Here is a 24,657-nt window from a genome sequence, read left to right on the forward strand (position 1 = left end):
CGTCTGCACGCGGAAGGGGTCAATTTTGTGCGGAAACCATGGTCGCATTAGAAGCCGTCGGACGGGTCGCCCCGGCGTAGTCGTCGCCGTGGTACCGGTGGTTGTCGATCTGCACCGGTTGGCCGAAGGTCGGGGCGTTGAGCATGAGTCCTGCGCCGATGTAGAGGCCGACGTGGTGGATGTTGTCGGGTGTGCCGTAGAAGACGAGGTCGCCGGGCAGCAGTGGCTGTCCGGTCGGGACGCGGGGACCTGCGTCGAACTGGGTCTGGGCGGTTCGGGGCAGCTCCATGCCGGCGGCGGCGTAGGCGGCCTTGGTCAGGCCTGAGCAGTCGAAGCCGGCGTGTCCGGCGTCGGGGCCGTTGCCGCCCCACACGTAGGGCAGGCCGCGCATACCGCAGGCGTAGTTGATCGCGGTGAGGGTGGCGGTGTTGGGTGCCTGGATGGCGTTGCAGTCACCGTTGCCGATGCTGCCGGCGGCTGCCCGGGCGTACTGGGCGGCGTGGTCGAGGACGAGGTCGACGTACCAGTCGGCGTGGTTGTAGGCGAAGATCGCAGCCTGCAGGTCGCCTCGTTCGACTCCTTCGTCGCAGAGCAGGAAGGCGGCGGCGTGGATGGCGTCGTGGGGGTTGTACCGCGAGGGCGGTGAGGCGCCGCCCGGTGGGATGCGGTGGGTGGCGATGACGCTGTCGAAGGTGGGGGTGAGGAACTGCATCGGCCCGCCTGCCCCGGCGGAGTTCTCGCCCTCGTGGACACCGGGCGCCCGGAGCCGGCCGTGGTCGGACTCGATCTTGCCGATCGCGGCGAGCACGGTCCAGTCCAGGCGGGGGCAGTGGGGTGCGGCGGTGAGGTAGAGCCGGCAGTAGTCGGGTGGGATGTCGGCGATCGGTGTGGTGCAGTCGACGGCGGTGTTCGACGGGCTGCCGAACAGCGTCTCGACCACGCTCTTCACTCCCATGCCGAGCAGGACGGGGATGAGCAGCAGCATCGCGGCGGCGGCGATGGCGAGCTTGGCGAGCACGGGCTCACCCCCTTCCCGGTTGGTGTGCTCCGCGCGACTCCGCCGCAGGCGGCATGGGTGGGGGCGGTGGGATCACCGGGTGCGGCGAGTTCGGCCGGAGTGCGGTGTCGTCGCCGGTGGTGGCAGGTGGTGGGAGGTGTGGCCAGGCGTCGGACAGGGCGGACAGCGTCCGCCGCCGGGCTCTTCCGGCCGGGATGTCGAGGGGGAGCCACACCTCGTCGGCGGGGCCGGGGTGGGTGGCGTCGGGGTCGAGCAGTTCGGCCGCGGCGGTGGCGACTGGCACCCGACCGGGGTCCTCCAGTTCGTGCCAGGTCCGGGTCAGCAGTCGGCGTGCGGTGGCCTCTCGGCGTGAGGTGGGCAGCCACACCAGCAGCGGTGTCGCGATCCCGGTGGCCTGGGCCAGCGCGGCGTAGCCGGTCAGCTTCCCGGCGAGCTTGGCCACGGGCTCGGTGCCGAAGTCGTACTCCAGGAACCACTCGACCTGTCGGTCGCCGTCGCGCCAACGGCCGTAGCCGTCGGGTTTGACCAGGTCGCCGAAGTGGCGGGCGCAGCGGGTCTCCGACCACCACACCGTCAGCTCCGGCTGCCGTCCGGGGTGGGGGTGGCGGGCGTGGTCGACCAGGGCGGTGAACCATTCGTTGACCCCGATGGTGTGCGCGAGGCGCAGGCTGTGGGCGACGCCGAAGACCCGGTCGTGCCGGTAGCCGAGGGTCTTGACGTCCAGGCCGTCCTCGGCGGCGAGCACCGCCGCACCGGCGGGGGCGAGCACGTAGTGCATCGGGGCGGTGCCGATGGTGACGAAGGGCTGGAAGCGGTCGACCACACCCCAGGTGTAGAGCTCGCGCAGTCGTTGGCGCCCGGACCGGAACGACGGGAACGCGAGGGCGGTGATCTGGTGGGCGGTGAGGACCCGGTGCTCCCAGAGCATCCGGGCGATCCAGCGGTCGCGCGGGGTCAGTCGCCAGGCCAGCACGGCCTGGTGCTCGGCGGTGTTGGCCGCGCGCGGGGTGGGCCGGGTGGGCTTGTGGCCGCGCAGGGCGCGCTGCCGGGTGGGATTGGTGATCATGACGGGCGCCTCCGAGTGGGTGCGGTGAAGTCGCTCCGGCGTATGCCGGGTGGGTGAAGGAAGAGGGCCGCGGCGCGGTCGAGCGGGCGCGTCAGGTGTTGCGGCGCGGATCGGTGCTGCGCGGGCGCACGGCGGGTTCGGTCCGGCTCGATGGCGCCGGCCGGGTGCCGGAGTCCGGGGTGGTGCCGGTCGGGTGCGTGCGTGCGGTGCGGCGTGCGACGGCGCGGATCTCCCGGGCCCGCCCGGGTACGGCTGGTGGCAAGGGTTGGGTGCGCATGGTGAACGGCTGCGTTTCTTCGCCGCCCAGGACCAGGCGCACGGCGGCGTGGTAGACGCCGAGGTGGGCGAGGTCGTGGTCGGTCAGGCGTGGTGCGGTGTGGCGGGACAGCTCGCGCGAGTCCTCGGGGGAGGCGTTGAAGAAGATCTTGGAGCGGGCGTTGGTGGACATGCCCTCGCGCAGTTCGCGGGGGAGTTGACCGAGGTGCTGGTGGGCCAGCGTCATCGCGACCCGGAACCCGCGGGCCTCGGCGAGCATGTCCTCGATCGGGTAGGGCAGGTTGAGGAAGTTGTGGCACTCGTCGATCACCAGGCTCGCGTCGCGGCGCTCGCGTTGCGGGGTGCGGGCGCGTGCGGTGGTGGCCTGCCAGGTGCGGGCGACGACCAGCGATCCGATCAGCCGGGTGGTCTCCTCGCCGAGCGAGCCTTTGGGGATGCGGACCAGGCAGATGCCGCCGTCGAGGACTTCGGTCATGTCGACGGTGGAGTGGCCGCCGGCGATGGCGTCGCGGACGAAGGGGCGCAGCAGGAACGCGCGGAGTTTGTTCATCAGTGGGCTGATGGCCTGGGAGCGGGCCGAGTCGGTGAGTTCCTCGTACCAGGTCCAGAAGCCGCGCAGGACCGGGTCGGCGACGCCGGCGGTGACGCGGGTGCGGAATGCGGTGTCGGCGAGGAGTTTGGGCAGGTCGGCGAGGGTGGCGATGCCGTCCTGGGTGCGCAGGGTGAGGCAGGCGGCGCGCATGACGTCGTCGGTGCGCGGTCCCCAGAACGCCGAGTAGACCCGCCGGAACACCGACACGAGGTTGTCCACGGTCAGGTCGGTGTCCCCGCCGTCGAGGGGGTTGAGGCAGGGTGGCCGGGAGCGGCTGTCGGCGTCGAAGATCACCACCCGCTCGGCGGCCGAACGCGGAAGCCGCGAGAGCACGTCGGTGACCAGGTCGCCCTTGGGGTCGATCAGCACGATGCCGCGTCCGGCTTCGGCGTCGGCGAGGATCATGGTGCCCAGCAGGGTGGACTTGCCGGAGCCGGTCGCGCCGATGACGTGCAGGTGGTGGCGGGCGTCGGGGACGCGCAGGGCGACGGGGCGCTGGTGGCCGGTGTCGGTGATCCCGATCGGCTTGGCCTGCGGTCCGGGTGTGGCGATACCGGGCGGGGGTGCGACGGCGCGGGCTCCGGCGCGCTGGACGCCGGGGATGGCGGCGTCGACGGGCAGGTGGGCGATCGCGGCCAGCTCCGGAACCGAGAGCAGGTCACCGTGTCCGAGGCGGCGGGAGTCGATGACCCGGTCGGGGTGGCGCAGGCGGCGTCGCCGGTAGTGGTTGTGCTCGGTGTAGGAGGCGAACGAGGAGGCCAGCGCGTGGGCCCGGCCGCGGGCGGTGTCCCGGGCCTGCCGGAACTCGGCCTCGCCGCTGCCTCTGGGCAGCAGGGTGGCCACGGCGTAGCGCACGACGGTCTCGAACTGCGACCCGCGCTGCTTGGCCACGATGGCGCGGTTGTGCGCCGCGTACTCCAGGCTGGTCTGCGGGTCGCTGTGCAACACCCCGGTCTTCGGCCGCGCCGCCGCGGAACGCCGTGACCGGCCGCCGATGCCGGGGGTGATCGCGTCGAGCAGGCGACCGACCAGGCGGGTCGAGCCGCCGGTGTGCACCCGGCGGGCGGCGCGGCGGGCTTTCTGGACGCGGCGGCCGGTGACCGGGCGGGCGAGGATCTGCACGCAGGCGTGCTCGTCGCGGGCCAGCCCGACCGGCGCGCCGAGCAGGGCGCGGATCGGGTCGGCGTCGAAGCTGCTGCGGATGGGCAGCGCCTCGGGGCGGGCCAGCCGCAGCTCGCCGCCGACCACCAGCCGCCGCCGGCCCTCGGCCGGTGGCGGCAGGGGCGGCTCGGCGGGTCCGACGCGGGTGTGGGCGCCGGGCCAGGCGGCCTCCACGGCGCGTTCGACCAGGCCGGGCGGGATGACGCCGGGCACCCACAGCCGGATCGCGACCCCGGCCTCGGAGAAGAGGTACTCGCAGGCGATGTGCGGCTGTCCGGTGGACGCCCGTCGCCACCCGGGCCGCAGCAGCCCGACGAGGTTGGACCACAGCGCCGCCCCGCCCGCGGGATCGACCGTCGGCGGGGCGAGCACGGTGACCTGACGGGCGTCGGCCAGCAGCAGCCCGTGGCAACGCCGACCCCACCACCACCGGGCCAGCACGGTCGCGGAGACGAGCACGGTGAGGACCGGGGCCGCGATCGGACCCCACTCCAGCGCGAGGTCACGCAGCCGCTCCAGCAGCGTCGACAGGGCGCCGCCGGGGTCGCGCAGGTAGTCCTCCAGCCACCCCGCCGCCACCGCAGTCGACGACCTGGGAACCGGGGTGTCGGCGTGGGAAAGCGAGTCCGGTGGCTGATCGGAAGCAGCCGGTACCCGGGCAGGTGTTCGAGGCGACATGAACGAGTCCCTTCACGGGAAAGGTGCGCTCAAGGCGCAGGCGGCAAAATGGAGCGCTCCGGGTCAGGCGGCGTCGAGGCGGATCTCGCCGGCGTCGGAGTCGAACTCGCCTTCATCGGCCCGGTAGTCGTCCCCGTCGAAGCCGAGGTCGACGAACGGGGCGTCGGCCTGCTCGCCCGTCTCGCCGGTGTCGGCGTAGGCGGCGAGTTCGGCCGGGTTGCTGGTGACCAGGTGGTGCTCGGTCGGGGAGGCGATGGCGTGGAACGCCACTCGCTGCGTGCCCGCCGACAGCAGGCCCTGTCCGCGGTCGGCGGAGAGCAGAAACTGCCGTTCCCCGGCGGAGAGGTCGAAGGTCCGGGTGATCTCGTCGATCGCCTGGGACGCCTGCCGCAGCAGGATCTGGGTGGCCGCGTTGGCCACGACGGCCTTGCCCAGATCGCTGCCGAGCACGTCGGCGGTGTCCTGGGTGGCCACCGTCAGCCCGGCCCAGTGCTTGCGGGAGGACTTGGCCATGCGGAACAGGAACTCCGCGCCGGAGGGCTCCCGCATCAGCAGCCATGCCTCGTCGACCACGACCAGGCGCGGGCGGCGGATGGCCGGGTTGGACACCCTCCTCCACACCGCGTCCAGGGTCAGCAGCGTGCCGATGCCCTTGAGCTCGTCGGGTAGGTCACGCAGGCTGAACACCACCAGGTGGCCCTCGGGGGTGACGCTGCTGGGCCCGTCGAACAGCTGCGCGAAGGCGCCCTCGACGAACGGGTGCAACCTCGCCGCCAATTCGCCGGCGGGGCGGTCACCGGCATCACCCGAATCCGCCAGCCGGTCGCGCAGGGTGCGCAGAGTGGGGGAGGGGCGGGTCCAGGTTCGCGGGTCGGCGGTGATCCCCACCGACTGGTAGGTCGCGGCGATCGCCCGGTCCAACGTCGCCCGTTCGGCCGCCGCCGGCTCACCTCCGAGGAGCACGGCGAGGACGGTGTGCAGGAACAACGACCGGCGCACCAGCGCGTCCTTGGGCGCGGTGCGCCGGCCGTCGGCGCGGGTGTGGACGGGCAGGTCGAACGGGTTGAGGCGCACGCCGCGTGCGCCGAGGTGGACGTAGGTGCCGCCGACCGCGGCGGCCAGCCGGGCGTACTCGTCCTCGGGGTCGACCACGGCGATCTCGACACCCCGGTACAGGCTGCGCAGCAGCTCCAGCTTGACCAGGTAGGACTTGCCCGCCCCGGAGCGGCCGAGGATGACGCTGTTGTGGTTGTGCATCCCGTCGCCGAACCGGTCCCAGTGCACCAGCCCCTGGGAGCCGATGTTGTAGCCGTAGAGCACCCCCGAGGGGGCGGTCACGGAGGTGGGGTCGGGTGCGGGGAGGTCGGGGCTGGTGAACGGGAACGCCGCCGCCAACGCCGAGGTGTCGAACGTGCGGCGCATCCCGATCAGGTCCAGGCCCATCGGCAGGGTGGACACCCACCCTTGCAGGGACCGGTAGGTGGTGTGCTTGGCGTCGAGCAGCAGCGAGGCGCACAGCGACCGCAGCGCGGCCACCTCGTCGACGAGGTCCTTGTCGGAGGTGGCGTGGACGGTCAGGTAGAGCCCGACGCGGAAGAGTTTTCCCTCGCCGCGGGCGACGCGGGAGGACAGGTCGTAGGCGTCCTCGGTGGCGGCCTCGACCCGCGGGTCGAACAGGCGCCCGTGCTCGGCGGTGTGGCGCCGTCCGGCCTCCAGCTTCGCCAGCTGCTTCTTGAGCCGGGAGGCGGCGGTGACCGGGTCGATCGGTTCCACGTGCAGCGAGACGTCCAGCCGGCCGGGATAGGTCAGCAGCGGCGCCAGCCAACCTGGGTGCACCTCGCGGGGGAAGCCGACCACCGCGAAACTGGAGACCCAGTCACCGCCGACCTCCAAATGTCGGGCCGCGACCGACAGGGCGTCGGGGGTGAACGCGGCGGCCGCGGACGAGACCGCCGCAGTGGCTGGGCCGGTGTGTCGTGTGCGGGCCATCAGGACCGCCCCCTGTCGTCATCGTGGGTGTGATCCCAGTCGTCGTCCCAGTCGTCGAGGTCTTCGTCCTGTCCGGACGTCGCTGCGACGGACGGGGTGGCCGTGAAGGACGTGGCGTCGTAGTCGCCGTCCGGGCCGGAGGTGGTGGTGATGACCTCGTCCGCGCCGGCCAACCCGGCGGACGGGGGCAGCAGGCTGTCGGGGTTGCACGCCGTGGCCAGCACCGCCGTGGCCTGCCCGGCGTCGAGCGGGGTGATCACGATCCCGGCCGGGGACAGCAGCTCGATCGCCTCGCCGAGGCGGCGCACCAGACGCGACTCGCCCGCCCGCCGGGCCCCGGCGTCGACCTGCCTCGTCTGCTTGCGGCGTCCACCCGTCATCGTCGCGAGCACCGCCAGCGGGCCGGGGCCGCCCAAGCCGTCGGTCGGGGCGGCGACGCCGAGCGGTTCGCGCAGCACGAGCAGCACCTGGCGGCGCAGCAGCTCCGCCTGTCGGCCGAGCTGGTCCAGGTAGTCGGCGTGCTCGAGGGCGGCGGCCTCCAGCGCGGGGTGCGGCAGCCCGCCCGCGCGCTCGCGCAGCTCGGCGATCCGGGCGGACAGGTCCAGGCGTTCGGTGCGCACGAGCACCTGCACCGGCGCGGTCAGCGAGTGCAGGTAGCGGCCGAACGAGGCGACCAGCGCCTCCTGCTCGGTCGGGGTACGCAGCGCGAAGTTCACCGTCGAGGCGACCGCGACCACCGCCAGCCCGTCGCCGCCCAGGTCGACCACACCGGTCTCGGTGACCGCCTCGGCCGGCAGCCGCAGCGCCGAGGGCGACACCCGCCCCGACCGGTCCCTGCCGCTCTCGTCCCGGCTTCCGGCTTGTTCGGCGTTCGGTGTGAGCCACGCGGGTGCCGGGCACACGCCCTCCGGCGCGGCCACCCGGTGCCGCGGAGCCAGGCGCTGGCGGATCGCGGCGACGAGGAGCTTGTCCATCGGCACGCCGTCGCGGCAGCCCAGCGCGAGCAGCGCCGACGCGGCGCCGACCGGCACGGCGACGGCGATGAACACCGGGACCGGGACCAGCGTGCGGGTGGTCGCCCAGAGCAGGTAGAGCACCGCCCCGGCGGCGGCGAGGATCGCCAGCTGACGTGCGGTCAACGGACCCAGTACGCGGTCGTGCATGTCCACGTCGGCCGGGATGCGCACGGGTGCGGTCATGACGCCTTACCTCCGGGCTTGGGCCTCGGCCGGGACGCCGGCGGCGGTGGATTCGGCGGTGGCGTCGTCGACGACCTGGGCGGCTTGGGCAGGTCCAGCGGCAGCCGCAGCTGCCGCCCGGTGCGCGGGGCGATGCGGGGCGGGGGCGCCGGCGGTGGGGTGGGTGCGGGTTGGGGCGCGGGAACCCGCCGCACCCCGTCCAGCGGCAGCGGGTACTGGCCGCTGCGGGTCGGCCGGTTGCGCTGGTGGGGATCGAAGGGAAGCTCCGGCTGGACCACTCGGCTGCGCGTGCGCGGTGGTGCCGGAGGAGGTGGTGTCCGAGGCTGTGGTGTTCGAGGCGGTGGGGGAGCGGTCGGGCGCGGCACCCGGCGCACGCCGTCCAGGGGCAGCGGGTACTGCCCGGACCGTGCCGGGCGGTTGCCCTTGTACGCGTCGAACGGCAACTCCGGTTGCCCGTCCTTGCTTCCGCGGGCCGGGCGCCGCGCACCGGTGTCGGGCCCGGAGGACGAGGCCGGTGGCGAGGTGGTGCGCTGGACGTCCAAAGGCAGTCGGTACTGCCCGTCACGGTCCAGCACCGGCTTGTTCTCCGGCCAGTCGTCACCCAGCGGCAGTGCCAGTTGGCGGCCCCGTGGAGCCGACGTCTTCGGTGCCGGACCGGGCTTCGGCTTGACCGTGGGCCCGGTCGTCGGGCGGGTGCGGCGCACGCCGGGCAGCGGCAGCACGTACTGGCCGGTTCCGGTGGTGCGCGGCTGGGCGTACGGGTCGGGCGAGCCGCCACCGCCTCGGTCGCGTCCACCCCGGTTGCCGCCTCGGCCACCGAACGGACGGGACCTGGCGCTCCCGCCGCCACCGTGCCCGCCGACCAGACCGAAAAGTTTGTAGGCGACGAAGGACTTCACCAGCGACCCGACCAGACCGCGCCTGCCGCCTCCGCCGCGCACCGAGGACAGCACCCAGAACGGGATCTTGAACAGGATGTACATCAGCGCCAGCGCGACCAGCAGGTTGACCACACCGGAGGGGGTCGGGCCGAACAGGGTGAACCCGCCGGGGGCCAGGAACACCGTCAACGCGGTGATCAGCGTCAGGCTCTGGGCGAGCTGGATGGCCAGGCAGCCGCCGTAGGCCCTCCACCACCAGTGGGCGATGCCCTCGGTCTGCTCCAGGGCGTGGAACATCAACACCAGCGGGGCGCCGGCGATCAGGATGACGGTCAGCGCCACGCGCACCACGTAGGTGACCAGCAGCGCCACCAGCATCCCGGCGAGGAAGATGCCGAGCAGGTGGATCCAGATGCCGCCGACGAGGCTGTTGAGCACCAGGTCGCGCAGCGCCTGCCCGGCGTCGGCGCCGACACCGCCGCCCATGACGGCCTCGACGCCGGCGTTGGCAAGCCGGATGCCCGTGCCCGCCACCCACAGCGACAGCGCCCCGGCCAGGAACCCGACCACCAGCCGCGGCGCGATCTCCTTGACCGACTGCCGGGTCTGGACGGTCTGATAACCCATCGCGATGATCCCGGCGAGCACGACCAGCAGCCCGTAGGAGGCCAGCAGGATCTGCCAGGAGTTCTCCCACAGCTCACCCACCCGCGGCAGCGACTCCGGTGTCGGCGTGGTCAGCAACGTGCGGGACAACAGCTCCAGCAGCGGGTCGAGCGCCTCGGTGACGATGCCCCGGAAGAACCCGTTGACCGCTTCGGTGAAGCAGGCGCCCAGATCGGTGATACCGCACTCGTCCTCCGGCTCCTCGCCCTGGCCGGGTTGCCCGGTGCCGGGATCGGTCGGCGGCGTCGCGCTGCCGGACGGGGTGAGGCACTCGGGTCGCAGCGATCCCGGGAAGCAGGCGGTGGAGGTCGGTGTCCCGGTCGGCAACGGCAATCCGGAATCCGAGGTGGTGGGCGGCGGCTGGGGTTGTGCGGCGGCCGGTGGAACCGGTGGGCCAAGGCCGACGGCCGCGACGGCAAGGACACCGCCCAGTCCGAGGACCAGGCTCACCACCGGCACGACCAGTGCCCGGCCGAGCCTCGTGCGAGGCTCACGCACTGCGCGGCGAGGGCTTGTGACCGCGGACGTGGACATCTCCCGGCCGGCCGCCGCCGGCGACCCGCGGTGTGTGTCCGCTACGAGGAGCAGCGAGTCGACAGTGGGGCCGACCGGTGTGCGATGCGCCGTGGACCTGATCGATGGGCGCATCGCTCAGGCCCCCACGATGCCCTTGAGCACGGTGACGACCAGTGGCGCGAGCGCGGCCAGGGCGTAGCCGATGCCGGCGGCCTTGAACGCCTCCTTCGACTTCTCCTGCTCGCCCGGGTCGCCGCCGCCGAACACCCGACGCACGCCGCCGACGGTGAGGAACACCGTCGCCAACCCGGCGAGGATGCCCATCAGCCAATTGCGGATGTTGGTCAGGACCTCCTCCACACTTGCCGCGACCGCGAGCACCACGGTGTCCGCCTGCGCGGCCGCGGCGCAGCACGGCAGGGCCAGCGCGACCAGCCCGACGAGCACCAGCGCCCGGGAAGGCACACCGCGCCGGCGACCGTCGCGGAACCTGGTGGGCACGGGACCCCGCCGCTGGACACCGGGTCGACAGCGGTGGCGGGACAAGAGCGGGGCTGGGGTCAGGCGCATCGTGACGCTCCCTGAGTCGGGTCCGACAGCCGCTGCGGCGGCCGGGGCGAGGAGGTGGTGGGCGCGGGAGCGACCGGCCGCCTCCCGCACCCCTGAACTCCGGAAAACCGGCCCCGCGGGGACACGCCGCCACGGTTTTCCTTCGCCGAACCCGCCTTCAGCTCCGTAACGCTGCGTGACAGGGTGTCGGGTGTGGTCGAGTGGTCGGCGGCGTCGGTGACGAGCACCGCGTCGGCCACCCGGATCGCCAGGTCGTCCTCGCCCGCACCGGGGTGCGCGGTGTCGCGGGCGTTCTCGCGCAGGTAGGCCGCGAGGCGGTGCTCGGCGCGCCGGCGGGCCTTCTTCGCCGCCTGGTGGGAGAGGTCGCGCGCCACCGCGGCCTCGGCCAGCGACACACCTTCCAGGCGGGTGGCACCGATCAGTTCGGCCTCGGCGGCGGTGATCGCCCGCTCGGCGACGGCACGGGCGAGGACGAAGTCCGGATGCCCCCATGGGGGTGGCGGCGCCGTCGAGCGCAGCCCGTGGCCGGAGGGCACCGGCGCGTCGAGCGCCTCGCGCACGCACGCGTGACCGGCGCGGTAGGCGGTCCACCGCAGCCGCAGCATGATGCGCGGCCGACGCAGATCGACCTCGCCCAACCCGGCGACGAACCCCGCGAGCACCGCGGCGTGGATGTCGCCCGGGTCGCCGGCGAAGCGCGCCGACAGAGTCGCGGCGATGGAGGTCAGCGCGGGCAGCGCGACACCGACCGCGCCCACGGTCCAGGTACCGCCCTCGGTGCGGGCGAGCAGCACCAGGTGCGCCCACACCGCGTCGCGCACGGTCTGCGGGCAACCCCGGCGCAGCAACCGGTCACGCACCTCGTTGAGCGGCACCCGCCGCGCCGGCAGACCGGGAAACAACCGGCCGTCGACGCCCACCGGATGCGGGCCGGTAACCAGCCACTCGAACGCGGCACGGGCGGCGTCCAACGGCATGTGATCGCGCTCGAAACCCGAGCGTGGAACAGCGTCACGAGAACTCATGGCACGACTCCGAAGCGGATGGGAATCAACGACCCGCCCAGGACGCCACGATGGGTGGTACCGAACACTGACCACACTGGTACCGCAGAGGTACCGATGATCTGCCGAAGACCGCCTCAAGATCGAACACCGACACCGGTGTCGATCAACAGGAACCCAAGGCGCTGATCCGCAGCGCTGTCACGGTCACGCCGTTTCAGCTGCGCTGATGCAGCGGCGGTGCCAGTTCGGTACCAGTTCGGTCATACCTGTGGGCAACCGTCGGCCACTGGCCCGCGACGTCCTCGCCGGCGGCGCTCGCACACGGGAAGAAATCACTTCAGGGCGTCCTGTCGAGGGCGAGGTTCCCTTGCCCAAGCAGACAGGCGGGAGCCACGTCCGGCATTCGACCGATGGTGAAAGTCACCGGAAAAGGTCAGGTCCGTATGTCCCCGGAGGACCTGTATTTCGGAGTTCAGGGATGTCATCAGCCCCTCGTACCGACCGGGCGCACCCCGCCCGCCGAAGGGATACCCCGTGACCCGACCCGACCACTCCGGCCGCCGCTCACCCCGGCGACGTACCGACCCCGTCCCCGCCGCCCCGAGTCGTCCCGGTGGGTGTCGAGGCGTAGACCGCCGTCCCTGGCCGACCGCCCCGACCACCACCCGCGTCAGCCCCGGCAAGCCCACCGCCACGAGGTCGCGCGGCTCGGCCACGACACCGACCCCGGCGACCGTCTGGACCGCCGGCCCGGCACCGATCGACCTCGAGGCCACCTGGCCCGCGGCGCTCGTGCGGCGGATTGTCACCTCGTTCAGCGAGCCCCACTCGCGGGTCGTGCTGCTGACCCGGCCGACCCCCAACCGGCAGCGGCCACGGCCCACCCCGGTGGGAAGCGACGGCGTCGTCCACCACGCGCCGAACACCGAACCGGATCCCGAGCTGGCCGACGCCGTGCACGCCGTCGAACGCCTCGGCCGCACCGTGTGCGTCGAGCACGTCCCGGTCGGCCCGACCACCGCCGGCCCGACCTCCCGACCGCCGTGGGCCGACTCGGGCAGCGGCACCGGACCAACTCCCGCGACCGCCCCGACCATGCCTGCGGCCACCGACGGGATGACCACGGCGAGGACGGAGAGGCGACCTGGCGACGCCGTCGACCTGATCATTGCCGGCTTCCGCCCGGAGCGCTCCGGCGACCACGCGGCCGACCTCGCCGCGCTCTACGCGGCCCGTGTGCTGCGCGTCGGCGGCATCCTCGTGGTGCTCACACACTGTGACTGGACGAGGGGTGAACTGGTCGACCCGAGCGGCGCGGTCGTGACCGCCGGACAGAACGCCGACCTGCTCTACCTCCAGCACATCGTCGCCGTCCACACGCCTCTGCGCGACGGCCGCTTCCACCTCGCCGACACCCCTCCCGGCGAGCACTGCGACGGCTCCGGCACCGGTGACGCGCAGGCTCGTGCCCGGCACCGCGCGCTGGTGCGCGGGCTGCCCGAGCCGCATCGGCGCATCCACTCCGACGTCCTGGTCTTCGCCCAACCGCACGACCGCCAACCGCCCTCGACGCTGTCCACCGACCCGTCCGTCGACGACGGAGGCACCCGATGAGCGCCGCACCTGTCCCCGACCCGGCACGCCTGCGACGACACCGCCGGGAAGGCAGGCCCGTGACACACGATCACGCCGCCCAACCACCCGCCGACACCCCGATCGACAACACCGGAACACCGGCCGACGAGCCGGCCGCCCTCGCGGACACGACCTCGACAGACAGCGCGCGCGTCGACCAATCGAAGTCCTCCGCGGCCTCGGTGTGGACCACCGCCCAGTCCTCCCCGGCGACCCAGCGCAAGAACACCTACGTCCCGGAGTCGACCGCGCATCCGGCCAAGATGCTGCCCGAGGTCGTCCGGCACGCCGTCGCCCACTACACCGAGCCGGGCGAGTTGGTGCTGGACCCGATGTGCGGCATCGGCACCACTCTCGTCGAAGCCGTCCGCCTCGGCCGCCGCGCCATCGGGGTGGAGTACGAACCCCACTGGGTCGAGGTCGCACAAGCAAATCTGGAGCTCGCGCGGGAGCAGGGCATCGACCACGATGCGCGGGTCTTCCAGGGCGACGCCCGCCAACTCCTCACCCTGCTGCCGCAGCAGTACGTCGGCCAGGCGGCGCTCGTGGTGACCTCCCCGCCCTACGGGCCCTCCACCCACGGACAGGTCGCGGTGGCGCCCGGGGCGGGGGTGCAGAAGTACCACCACCTCTACGGCAACACCCTCGACCGCGGCAACCTCGCCAACATCGGCCACCACCGGCTGCTGGCCGGGTTCACCCGCATCCTCGCCGCCCTGCGCACCTTCCTCAAGCCGGGCGGGCACATCGCCATCACCATCCGCCCCTGGCGCGAACACGCCGAACTGATCGACCTGCCCTCCCAGATCCTCGCCTGCGGCCGTGCCGCCGACCTGATCCCGGTGGAGCGCAACGTCGCGCTGCTGGCCCGCGCCGCCACCACCGACCTGGTGACGCGAGGCAGCTTCTTCCAACGCGACTTCATCCGCAAACAGCGCGAGGCCGGGCTGCCGCTGCACCTGATCGCCCACGAGGACGTGCTGGTATTTCGCACCAAGCTGCACAGGCCCGCCAACGAACCCGCCACGGACATGACCGCTCCCAGGCGGCTCCACCCGACACGACCCGTCTACAACACCGACGACCGGCCAGACCAGGAAGACCGGGCGGCATGACCCGCCAACCCGCCCGCCCGGCACGCACACGCCCGGCACGTCGACTCGCCCTCGTCCCGACTCCGGCGGTAACGGCGCAGCAGGAACCGAAGACCAGTCCGGCCGCCGGATCCGTCCCGGTCGTGGGCTCGTTGTGCACCGGCTACGGCGGCCTGGACCTCGGCGTGCTGACCGCCTTCGGCGGCGGCCGGATCGCCTGGGTCGCCGACCCCGACCCGCACATCGAACAGATCCTCGCCGCCCGGATGCCGGGCGTTGCCAACCTCGGCGACCTGCGGCACATCGACTGGGCGGCGGTCGAGCCCGTCGACGTGCTCACCGCGGGGTTCCCCTGCCAGGACATCTCCGCCGCGGGCAAGCGCGTGGGAATCGAGAAGGGAATCCGCAGTGGGTTGTGGGCCGACATTGTGGCGGGTCTTCGCCTACTACGACCCGCGCTGCTCGTGCTGGAGAACGTCGCCGCGCTTCGCTGGCGCGGGGGAGGACTGCACCGTGTACTCGGCGACCTGGCCGAAGCGGGGTATGACGCGGCATGGCGTAGCGTCCGCGCCGCCGACGTCGGAGCCGCCCACCGCCGTGAGCGGATCTTCCTGCTCGCCTGGCCACGCCTACCCCGAACCGGCTGGGCAGACGCGTATGCCACCGGCGCCGGCCGCGCACGACGGCTCGTCGAACTGGCCCGCCGCCGACGGGCAGGGCGGACCGCCGCTGCCGGAGAAGGTCCGGCTGCTGCCCACACCCAGGGCGTCGGACACCGGGACAGCGGGTCGCAAGGCGGGGACGGGATTCCGGCCGCCACTGTCACAGCAGGTGCTCCCACTGGTGGAACGCGAGGCGCTGCTGCCGACACCGCGGGCCACGGACGGCACGAAGGGCTGCCCCGCGCAACGGGGCTCCAAGGGCGACCTGATGCTGCCCTCGGCGGTCATCCAACTGCTCACCCCGACCACGGGCCAACCGGACGAAGCCTCCCCGCAGCCGCACCCGAGCCGGGTGACACGACCACGGACCGGTCGATCGCCGCGCCGTCGCCGCAGCCGGTGAACTGGGGTGCCTACGAGGCGGCGATCCGCCGCTGGGAGACCCTGCTCGGCCGCCCGGCGCCGTACCCGATCCAACCCGGCAACCACGGCCGCCCGGTGCTCGCACCCGCCTTCGTCGAACACCTCATGGGACTACCGCCCGGCTGGGTCACCGACCTCCCGCTGCCCCGCACCGCACAACTGCGCGCCCTGGGCAACGGCGTGCTCCCACAGCAAGCCGCCCATGCGGTGACGCTGCTGATCGACGACCTCGCCGAACTCCTCGATGTCGACACGCGGCGCGGGACCGAACAGGAGAGGACCGCGGCATGACCAACCCGAACCAGGCAGTACCCGCTCTCGGACCCGCGTTGCGGCTGCTGTCGCTGGGCGCCGGGGTACAGAGCACGACCGTGCTGCTGCTGGCCTGCGAGGGCGAGATCCCGCGCTTCGACGTGGCCCTGTTCGCCGACACCGGCTGGGAACCCCGCGCCGTCTACGCCACCCTCGACCGGCTCACCGCGCACGCCGAGCAACACGGCATCCCGGTGCGTCGCGTCTCGGTGGGCAACATCCGCGCCGACGCGCTCGACCCGAAACACCGCTTCGTCTCCATGCCCCTGCACACCCTCAACCCCGACGGAACGCGAGGACTGGCACGCCGACAGTGCTCAGTTATCTGCACCATCTCCCGCTGGTTGATCATGGCGCTCCACGTCGTGATCAAGGAGAAGCCAGTGGACCTTCGCCGTCAGCTCATGGAAGGCCGTGCGTCCGTGCCCCGAATCGGATCAGTCATCAAGGTGGAGCGCGTTCATCCACCGTTCGTCGTGCTCGACCAAGCGGGCATTGAGGTCGGGGACGTCACCGAGTATCTGCGGGACTTGGCGTTGGGCTACGGCAGCCCGCTGACCTGCCGTAGCTACGCGTTCGGGCTGTTGCGGTGGTTCCGGCTGCTGTGGCTGCTGGGCGTGGTCTGGGAGAAGGCGACCGAGGCCGACGTCGCCGTTCTGGTCGGCTGGCTACGCACCGCGCCGAACCCACAGCGTCGGCGGGGCGGCGCCAACACCAGCGGGCCTGGAGCGATCAATCCGCGGACCGGCAAGCCGACGTTGGCGGCTGGCTACGCCCGCACGACGGTCAACCATGCCCTGTCCTCGGTGAGCGGGTTCTACGAGTACCACGGCCATCACGGCCGAGGCCCGGTGGTCAATCCGGTGCCGTCCTCGCCGCAACGCCGTCGTGCGCTGGCCCACTTGAGCCCATTGGTGCCCAAGCCGGTGGTGGGCAGGGCACGGCTGCGGCAGCGGGTGGTGCAACGGGCACCACGGGCGATCCCGGATCGGCTGTGGGACGAGTTGTTCGACGCGATGGGCTGCGAGCGCGATCGCGCGTTGTTGGAGTTCTCCGTCTCCAGTGGAGCTCGCGCCGCCGAGTTGCTGGGCGTGACACCGGACGACCTGGACTGGGCCGGGCGCCGGATCTACGTGGTGTCCAAAGGTAGCCGCGAGCGAGAGGCGGTCCCGGCCTCGCCGCAGGCTTTCGTCCGGCTGGCGCTCTACTTCGACGAGATCGGCACACCCGCACCGGGCGAGTCGATCTGGCGCACCCGGCGCGGCCAGGACCGGCCGTTGACCTACTGGGCGCTGCGACGGATCTTGCAACGCGCCAACGCGGTCCTGGGAACGAACTGGACCTGGCACGACGCCCGGCACACCGCCGCGACCCGGATGGCCAACAGCGGGACGCTGACCCTGCCGGAGGTTCAGGCCATCCTGAGGCACGCCAACATCCAGACCACCAGCCGCTACCTGTCCGTCGGGGTGGAGGAGCTGTTCGACAAGCTCACCGAGCACTACACCCGGCCGAAGCCGCAAACCCACTTCCCGACCGGCTACGCCGCCGCCGACATCGAGGCGGTGTTCGGTGCCTAAATCGCCCACCAGCACCACGACTGGCCACAGCCGCCGGCACCGGCACGGCCCGGTACTGGACGAGCTGGGCTTCGCCAGCCGGTTCGTCTCCGGCAGGATCGAACCCCAACCGGCTATCGCGGCTACGCCTCCGCGCCCGGCCGGCGAACTCGGCCGCGCACCCATCGAGCGCATCGTCCGCCTGGTGACCACGGCCTGGGAGGGCGCGCCGGCCACCTGCCAACAGCGTGGACAGGCCGCCGGGATCGTCCTGACCTACCTGACCGACTACCCAGGCCAGACCTGGCAGGAGCGGTGGGACGCCAGCCCGATGGGCCGGGGCGAGGTCAACGCCGGCGTCCTCGGTTCACGACGCGAGACCGGTATGGCGATCGGACAGGGCCTGCGGTCGTTGTTCTGCCTGCGGGTTCTCCAGCCGTCACTGCTGGCATTCCGACTGAACACATTCCACGAGTACGGGCAGTTCTTCGTCGCAGCCCAAGGTGATCCGCTGCTGGAGAAGTTCGCAGAGCAGGTCGCCGCGTCCGACCTGTCGTGGGCGCACCGGCGGGAAGCCCTGTTCGACGTGTGCTGCCTGCTCACCGTTCAAGGCGTCAACCTCGCCGACCTCACCCCGGCCGCGTTGCTGCACTACGGGCACGAGACCCGCCGCGTCCGCGCGATCCTCCATCCCGGGAAGAGGACATCCAACCGGTTCGCCGGCCCGTCGGCCTGGAACATCCTGCACCAGATGGGCCACTTCCCACCGGAGGCACCGTCCACCATGCGCGCGGCACTGTCCCGGGGTCAGCTCACCATCGAGCAGTTGGTCGATCGCTACCCGATTCGCAACCGGTCGGTGCGGCAACTGCTCATCGACTACTTCACCCGCCGCTCCGCCGACACCGACTACGCCTCCGTCTCGCACATGGTCTTGGAGGTCGCCCACCACTTCTGGGAGAAGACCGAACGGATCAATCCCGACCAGGCGGACCTGCGCATCGACCCGGAGGTCTACGCGACCTGGCGGCACATGATCAGCACCCGTGAGGATGGCAAGAACGCCGGCAAGCCACGAGCCGGTGTCGACGGCATCGTGATCTGCGTCCGCAGCTTCTACTACGACCTGCACACCTGGGCCACCGACGAGCCCGAACGCTGGGCACACTGGGTCGCGCCCTGTCCGGTGCCATCCAGCGAGATCCGTGGCCTGGGCAAGCGACGACGCCGGATCAACGAACGCTCCGCTGACCGCACCCGCCAGCGGCAACCCCTGCTGCCGCTGCTGGTCCAGCACGTCGAGAGCCGCTACGACAAGGCTCGAACCCTGCTCGAACACGCCCGCCAGGCCCAGCCGGACGAGAGGTTCCTGCTGGACGGGGACGGACGCTCCTACCAGCGGGTGATCACCAACAGCGACCACCACACCCGACGTCGCTCCGGAGGCAAGAGCCCTGTCCGCGTCGCCGACCAGGCCACTGGCGAACTTATCCACATCGAAACCGACGAGGAAGCCGCGTTCTGGGACTGGGCCTGCGTCGAGACGCTACGCCACTCCGGCGTCCGCATCGAGGAACTCTGCGAACTGACCCACCTCAGCATCCGCCAATACCAAAGGTCCAACGGAGAAGTTATCGCCCTTCTCGTGATCGCACCGTCCAAAACGGACCGCGAGCGGGTCATCCCGATGAGCGCCGAGCTGTTCCACGTCATCGCCTCGGTCATCCGCCGCCACGCCCAGGCAGGACGCAGCATCCCGCTGCTGAGCCGATTCGACCCGCACGACAAGGTCTGGAGCGCCCAGCTGCCGTTCCTGTTCCAGCGCCGGATCGGGTCCACCGACCGGGTCATCTCCGGCAGCACCGTCCTGAACATGATCAAACGGCGCTGCGACGAGCTGGCCGAACAGCACCCGGGCTTCCGCACGACCCGGTTCACACCCCACGACTTCCGCCGCATCTTCGCCACCGAGCTGGGCAACAGCGGCCTGCCCATCCACATCGGCGCAGCCCTGCTCGGCCACCTCAACATCCAAACCACCCGCGGCTACGTCGCCGTCTTCGACGAGGACATCGTCCGCCACTACGTCACCTTCCTCGACCACCGCCGCGAACTGCGACCGATTGAGGAGTATCGCGAAGCCACCAGCGAGGAACTGGCCGAGTTCGACGAGCACTTCGACAAGCGCAAGGTCGAACTCGGCTCCTGCGGACGCCCCTACGGCACGCCCTGCCAGCACGAACACGCCTGCATCCGCTGCCCGATGCTGCACGTCAACCCCAAGATGCTCGCTCGGCTCGACGAACTTGAAACCGACTTGCTCGACCGCCGCACCCGCGCACAGACCGAAGGCTGGGCCGGCGAGATCGAGGGCATCGACATGACCCTGACTTTCCTACGAGCTAAGCGCGACGACACCCAGCGCCGCCTACGGCGACCAAGCGTGGACCTCGGTATTCCCCGGCTGGTTGGGCCCCCAACATGCCGGAGCGTTACGAAGGCTGACTGACTGGCGATAACAGTTCTTGACGGCAGTTCACTTCTAGGGAGATGCGCAATGAACCGAAGAGTCACGATAAACATCTTGGCGCTCACAGGTGGAGTAGCTCTACTGTCCTCTGCTGTGTGGTCAACCGTCGGCCTGGCCCTCTATGGCGGCGACATGACACCTAACTTGCTTGCCGAACTCGCTGGCGTGTCTTTCGAAGTTGCTGTCGTCGCGCTTATTGTTGAACGAGTGATGAGCAGGCGGCAGCGACGGGAGTGGGATTTTGCCTACCGGGCACTCGCCGAACGGTCAAGCGAAGCTTTTGTTGACATTATGCGGTTGATCTTCTCGCGCAGCAGCAAAGCGGCCCTGAATGCAAACTTGTCGCGATACTCGAGTTTCGTGCATCTTGCTGAGCAGCACCTAGGCGACCTGCGTAGTCACATCGAGGGGTCGGCCACCGCGCTGGATTCGGGTACGCACCAGCAGTATCGGCGGGTTGAGCGGAGGCTGGCGTGGTGCCTGGGAAGGCTTCGTGTTCCGCCTAATCGCGCCAGTCATGACGAAGATCTTCTGTCATTGCTGCGCGCCACTGCGATTCTTGTCTTCGAGCTGCTATCCAAGGACGGAGACGGTCACCGTGTGGAATTAAGGACTGCAGAATCTTCACTGATCGAGGCGCAGGGAGGCAGGGGTGATCATGTTTTCGTGTCGGATAGTTTTCTTGAGAATCGGCTTGGTGCTCAATCCGCACTGCTTCGTCGGCAGGCCGGCAAACAGGGGCAACTGGATAGTATCAGTCAAGACGTCGATAATGAGTATTCAATCCCATACTTCATGATTGATTATTTGCTTCTCACTAAAGTTTGGAACCCGTCCATGCGCAACTAGCGCAATAGAACTATGCGGGCAGCCGTCTTCTGTCGTTTGATTCCGGACATCATCTTTGCGTCTATGTTCAGGTCAAGAGGCTTGGATTGGCGGAGTCAAAGCGCATCACGTTCCTAGAGTCGAGCCTGTGAGGCAAGAGTGATGACGCCTCAGCGCTAGCTACGGCACGAGCGGGTCGACCTCGTGATCCGGTTCAGCCGCAAGCCGTTGACCACCAGGAGAAGTCGGAATGACACCCCCGAGCGCCTTGCCAGTCGTAGTGCAGATAAGCACCAGCGAATACAAGATCATTCCACTGAAGAGGGCCGCTCGTGAACTCCTCGGCTACCCACACCCGCGCCGCGTGCCCTGCGGGGTGTACGCCGAGCAGGCCATCGGCATCAGCACCGACGAGATCGGCCGCGCCAAGGACTCCGGACTGCGCTTCCTGCGCAACGTCTTCCCCCTGCTCGACCTCGACTTCGACCGGACCCGGTGCGTGGAGTTCCTCGCCGGGCGAGGCTTCGGGCAGACGGTGAAGAGCGCTTGTGTCGGCTGCCCGTTCCACGGCAACACCGGGTGGCGTTGGATCCGCGACCACGACCCCGACGGGTGGGCTGAGGCGGTCGAGTTCGACCGTGCCATCCGCCATGGCTACCCCCACGCCACCGGGCAAGGTCAAGCGCTGCGCGGGCGATATTTCCTGCACCGCTCCTGCGTTCCGCTCGACCAGGCCGACCTCGACGGGCCTGCGAAGGGAAAGCGGCATCTGCGGCTGATGGCGGCCGAGTCCGCGAGCGACGAGGAGGGTGACCCGGACGGCTGCTCGCCATGGTCGTGCCGTTCAGGCAAGCCGGTTACCGCAGCGGCGCGACTCACCGGTTCCGAAGATCGCGCCGCATGAGTACCGCGACAACGACTCGTTAGAGGACGCCGACGTGTCGAGCGCAGTCAAGCCGACATAGCGCTGGGTACTGCGACGGCCCGCGATGCTCCGGCGGCGGTGACCAGGGATACTGAGAGCCGGTCACCACCACGGCGCTGCCTAGGTCTCCTGGTTGCCGCTTCTCGTCGATACGATGATCACGCGGGTGGGCATGCTGTTCGTGGAGAGCCAGCTTGATGGTCTGGAAGCTGAACTGTCCGACGACTGAACGTAAGCTCACCGAGCGTCAGGTCATGGACTGCCGCTTCGGAACCTGGAGCGTGTCATGACACGCCGGGAGGTTCCGAACTTGGCAGCCGCGTGTCATCTCATATGATGGGATTAATGTTGAATACAGTCGAGGTCGAACTGTAAAAGCGCTGGTTAAGCAGCGCAGCGCTGGCCCCTCAGGGCCAGCGAGGATCGCAACAGCGGCTACGGCGGCTTGGACCAGGCGGTGCGCGAGCAGCGCTGGCCCCTCAGGGCCAGCGAGGATCGCAACGGGTGCGTACGGCGCTGCTGGGCGGGATCACCACGCAGCGCTGGCCCCTCAGGGCCAGCGAGGATCGCAACGACGCGGCGGAGAGATACTGCCGGACTGCGTCGAAAGCAGCGCTGGCCCCTCAGGGCCAGCGAGGATCGCAACGTGCCTGATCTGGCCGGGCTCGTGGTGCTCCAGGTGCAGCGCTGGCCCCTCAGGGCCAGCGAGGATCGCAACCCCGTGGAGACGTTCGGCGCGTGGTCGGTGGCCGTGCAGCGCTGGCCCCTCAGGGCCAGCGAGGATCGCAACCACGCCGGACGGTTGCCAGTCGGCGAGCTCGTCGCGCAGCGCTGGCCCCTCAGGGCCAGCGAGGATCGCAACGAGGACGCGATGCGGCAGCTGACCAAGACGCGCAGCAGCGCTGGCCCCTCAGGGCCAGCGAGGATCGCAACGCGCTGGTCGCGCAACTCGGCTCGTCGGCGCTTGGCAGCGCTGGCCCCTCAGGGCCAGCGAGGATCGCAACCGCTTGCGCGCTGCACTCACCGGGCCTCCCGGACGGCAGCGCTGGCCCCTCAGGGCCAGCGAGGATCGCAACATCACGCGCTCCGCACTGCCCGGCGCCCACTCCAGGCAGCGCTGGCCCCTCAGGGCCAGCGAGGATCGCAACTGGTGGAGCGTGCGACGCGCGGCGCACGTGGGGCCGAGCAGCGCTGGCCCCTCAGGGCCAGCGAGGATCGCAACCTCCCGGTGTTCCTCGCCAACGGCAACCACTACCTACGCAGCGCTGGCCCCCCAGGGCCAGCGAGGATCGCAACTCCGCCCACATGACCGTCACCCCGGAGGCGGCCGAGCAGCGCTGGCCCCCAGGGCCAGCGAGGATCGCAACACCACCCCGCCCGAGCTGGAGCACCAGTACCCAATCGCAGCGCTGGCTCCCCAGGGCCAGCGAGGATCGCAACGTGACCGGCGGCAGCCGCCTGGCCGACGGCGACAAGCAGCGCTGGCCCCCCAGGGCCAGCGAGGATCGCAACGTCCTCGACCGAGGTCTGGACCGCCGCGGCGAGCCGCAGCGCTGGCCCCCCCAGGGCCAGCGAGGATCGCAACTCGCGGGACTCGACGGACTCGCGCACCGCGAGCAGCAGCGCTGGCCCCCAGGGCCAGCGAGGATCGCAACGACGGGACCGTGCGCAAGGAACTGATCGAAGGGGAGCAGCGCTGGCCCCCCAGGGCCAGCGAGGATCGCAACATCACCCGGTCGTGCAGGTCCCGCTCACCGGCCGCAGCGCTGGCCCCCCAGGGCCAGCGAGGATCGCAACCTGGAGCCGAAGGCGCGGGTGGAGTCGAGGAACAGCAGCGCTGGCCCCCCAGGGCCAGCGAGGATCGCAACTCGGAGACCCAGCCGCCGTTCGCGCGGGCGCTGTCGCGCAGCGCTGGCCCCCCAGGGCCAGCGAGGATCGCAACCCGGACTACTACGCGTTCATGCGCCGCGCGTTCGCGCAGCGCTGGCCCCCAGGGCCAGCGAGGATCGCAACAAGGTGATCGACGACGGCACATTGTCGATCGAGGTGCAGCGCTGGCCCTCCGGGGCCAGCGAGGATCGCAACTTGCTGTTGGCCGCGATCACCCGCACCCAGACCTTGCGCAGCACTGGGCCTCCGGGGCCAGCGAGCACTGCAGTAACTTCTACTGGTGCACGCCAGTAGAGCATCATGCAGGGCTGGCCTCTGCTCGGGCGAAGTCGTGATCATCGCCCTTCGAGGGACCTTGCTGTGATGGATGTGGGTGGTGCTGTCCGCCGTAGGGGACATGCTTACAGGCGTCAGGGCTGATCGTGTGGACGATCCCATACGCACATCCGGGACCCGTATCGGTCCTTGGCGGCTGGTGAGAGTCTTGCTTTCTGCCGTGGGTGTCCCGAACGTTGCCGATTCACTTCATGGGAGGTCTTTTAGTATTGCATATACAGCGATGGCGCCTGAGGTCAGCAGCGCCAAAGAGCTTGCCACCACGGTTCGGATCAGCTTCTGGGCGTTTCGAGTGTGCTTCTTGTCGGAGATCGTGTACCCGAACCACCCGTGTGGATGGGGTGGTGTCGGTCCTGAGGCATCGGGTCGGGCGCCCGGTTTCGTCGTGGGCTCTCCGGTGGGGTGGTCGGAGTCGACTGTCGGTCGTCGCCGGGAGGTGGTCGTTCTTGGCATGGGTGCCTCCTAGCGGTGTGGGGTGGTCGACTCGTTGTTGCAGGTGGTGGTACGGGACGGCGAGGCTACTGGAGGGGTTGAGCCCCCTGCAACCTTGAGGCGTGCTCACTTACTACGGGCAGCTCGGACAGAACATGAACTTTGGTTGTATGGTTTGCCGTAGCGCCGTCCTGTCGGGTGGTGGGGATCGCAACTTGTTCTGTCCGTCTGCTCGTAGGTCTTGAGTGATGACTATCCGTCGGAGGCGGCCTGAGGGCCGCCTCCGACGGGTGCTGCTCCATTCGGGTGATCTCGGCAGTGGAACGAGTCGGGGCTCCGGTTTTTGTCGGTGGTCATCTCTAGCCTCGCGTCGTTCGTCGGGGACGACGATGTGAAAGGTTTTCACAGTGTG

Annotated in this window: 16 protein-coding genes and 1 CRISPR repeat array; of the genes, 7 read left to right on the forward strand and 9 right to left on the reverse strand. The window is 70.5% G+C overall.

Annotated features, from left to right (window positions below; all coding sequences use genetic code 11):
- Window positions 1-19: 19 nt before the first annotated feature.
- The 8 genes from Q5530_RS16585 to Q5530_RS16620 all read right to left on the reverse strand — a co-directional run bounded on the left by Q5530_RS16585 (window position 20) and on the right by Q5530_RS16620 (window position 11,712).
- On the reverse strand, window positions 20-1,018 hold the full coding sequence (locus tag Q5530_RS16585; RefSeq protein WP_415363193.1) for an NlpC/P60 family protein: 999 nt from the start codon (window positions 1,016-1,018) through the stop codon (window positions 20-22).
- A 4-nt stretch (window positions 1,019-1,022) separates the two neighbouring features.
- A complete protein-coding gene (locus Q5530_RS16590; protein WP_415363194.1) occupies window positions 1,023-2,084 on the reverse strand; it encodes a replication-relaxation family protein in 1,062 nt (353 codons plus the stop codon).
- 91 nt (window positions 2,085-2,175) lie between these two features.
- Window positions 2,176-4,791: a helicase HerA domain-containing protein gene (locus Q5530_RS16595; RefSeq protein WP_415363195.1), complete on the reverse strand. Its 2,616-nt coding sequence runs from the start codon at window positions 4,789-4,791 to the stop codon at window positions 2,176-2,178.
- 63 nt (window positions 4,792-4,854) lie between these two features.
- Window positions 4,855-6,780: a VirB4 family type IV secretion system protein gene (locus Q5530_RS16600; RefSeq protein WP_415363196.1), complete on the reverse strand. Its 1,926-nt coding sequence runs from the start codon at window positions 6,778-6,780 to the stop codon at window positions 4,855-4,857.
- Window positions 6,780-7,979 (reverse strand): PrgI family protein, encoded by a 1,200-nt coding sequence (locus tag Q5530_RS16605; protein ID WP_415363198.1) that lies wholly within the window; start codon window positions 7,977-7,979, stop codon window positions 6,780-6,782. The genes Q5530_RS16600 and Q5530_RS16605 overlap by 1 nt, the downstream gene beginning before the upstream one ends.
- Window positions 7,976-9,853, reverse strand: coding sequence for a hypothetical protein (locus Q5530_RS16610; RefSeq protein ID WP_415363200.1), 1,878 nt, complete (start codon window positions 9,851-9,853; stop codon window positions 7,976-7,978). The genes Q5530_RS16605 and Q5530_RS16610 overlap by 4 nt, the downstream gene beginning before the upstream one ends.
- Before the next feature lie 324 nt (window positions 9,854-10,177).
- Entirely contained in the window at window positions 10,178-10,543 is a 366-nt protein-coding gene (locus Q5530_RS16615; protein ID WP_415363201.1) for a pilin, read from the reverse strand.
- A 59-nt stretch (window positions 10,544-10,602) separates the two neighbouring features.
- Window positions 10,603-11,712, reverse strand: a complete 1,110-nt coding sequence (locus tag Q5530_RS16620; RefSeq protein ID WP_415363203.1) for a hypothetical protein — start codon at window positions 11,710-11,712, stop codon at window positions 10,603-10,605.
- Window positions 11,713-12,507: 795 nt separating this feature from the next.
- Between Q5530_RS16620 and Q5530_RS16625 the strand changes: the two genes are divergently transcribed.
- From Q5530_RS16625 to Q5530_RS16655, 7 genes are all read left to right on the forward strand, one after another.
- Complete coding sequence (locus tag Q5530_RS16625; RefSeq protein ID WP_415363204.1) at window positions 12,508-13,233, forward strand: hypothetical protein; 726 nt, start codon at window positions 12,508-12,510, stop codon at window positions 13,231-13,233.
- On the forward strand, window positions 13,230-14,369 hold the full coding sequence (locus Q5530_RS16630) for a TRM11 family SAM-dependent methyltransferase (protein WP_415363205.1): 1,140 nt from the start codon (window positions 13,230-13,232) through the stop codon (window positions 14,367-14,369). The genes Q5530_RS16625 and Q5530_RS16630 overlap by 4 nt, the downstream gene beginning before the upstream one ends.
- Window positions 14,366-15,724 carry a DNA cytosine methyltransferase gene (locus Q5530_RS16635; RefSeq protein ID WP_415363207.1) on the forward strand — a complete coding sequence of 453 codons (1,359 nt, stop codon included), beginning with the start codon at window positions 14,366-14,368 and terminating at the stop codon, window positions 15,722-15,724. Before Q5530_RS16630 ends, Q5530_RS16635 begins: the two co-directional genes overlap by 4 nt.
- The gene (locus Q5530_RS16640; protein ID WP_415363208.1) at window positions 15,721-17,325 is read left to right on the forward strand and encodes a tyrosine-type recombinase/integrase; all 1,605 of its coding nucleotides are present in this window, start codon (window positions 15,721-15,723) and stop codon (window positions 17,323-17,325) included. Before Q5530_RS16635 ends, Q5530_RS16640 begins: the two co-directional genes overlap by 4 nt.
- A complete protein-coding gene (locus Q5530_RS16645; RefSeq protein WP_415363210.1) occupies window positions 17,318-19,813 on the forward strand; it encodes a tyrosine-type recombinase/integrase in 2,496 nt (831 codons plus the stop codon). Before Q5530_RS16640 ends, Q5530_RS16645 begins: the two co-directional genes overlap by 8 nt.
- A gap of 114 nt (window positions 19,814-19,927) precedes the next feature.
- The gene (locus Q5530_RS16650; protein WP_415363211.1) at window positions 19,928-20,683 is read left to right on the forward strand and encodes a hypothetical protein; all 756 of its coding nucleotides are present in this window, start codon (window positions 19,928-19,930) and stop codon (window positions 20,681-20,683) included.
- A 229-nt stretch (window positions 20,684-20,912) separates the two neighbouring features.
- On the forward strand, window positions 20,913-21,566 hold the full coding sequence (locus Q5530_RS16655; protein WP_415363213.1) for a hypothetical protein: 654 nt from the start codon (window positions 20,913-20,915) through the stop codon (window positions 21,564-21,566).
- Between the two features lie 414 nt (window positions 21,567-21,980).
- A CRISPR array of direct repeats spans window positions 21,981-22,884; the repeat unit is 37 nt; unit sequence GCAGCGCTGGCCCCTCAGGGCCAGCGAGGATCGCAAC.
- Window positions 22,885-23,545: 661 nt separating this feature from the next.
- On the opposite strand, the gene Q5530_RS16660 is transcribed toward Q5530_RS16655, so the two are convergent.
- Window positions 23,546-23,716: a hypothetical protein gene (locus Q5530_RS16660; protein ID WP_415363214.1), complete on the reverse strand. Its 171-nt coding sequence runs from the start codon at window positions 23,714-23,716 to the stop codon at window positions 23,546-23,548.
- Window positions 23,717-24,657: the final 941 nt, after the last annotated feature.

It is taken from the genome of Saccharothrix sp. BKS2, assembly GCF_047689505.1.
Classification (GTDB): Bacteria; Actinomycetota; Actinomycetes; order Mycobacteriales; family Pseudonocardiaceae; genus Actinosynnema; species Actinosynnema lopnurensis.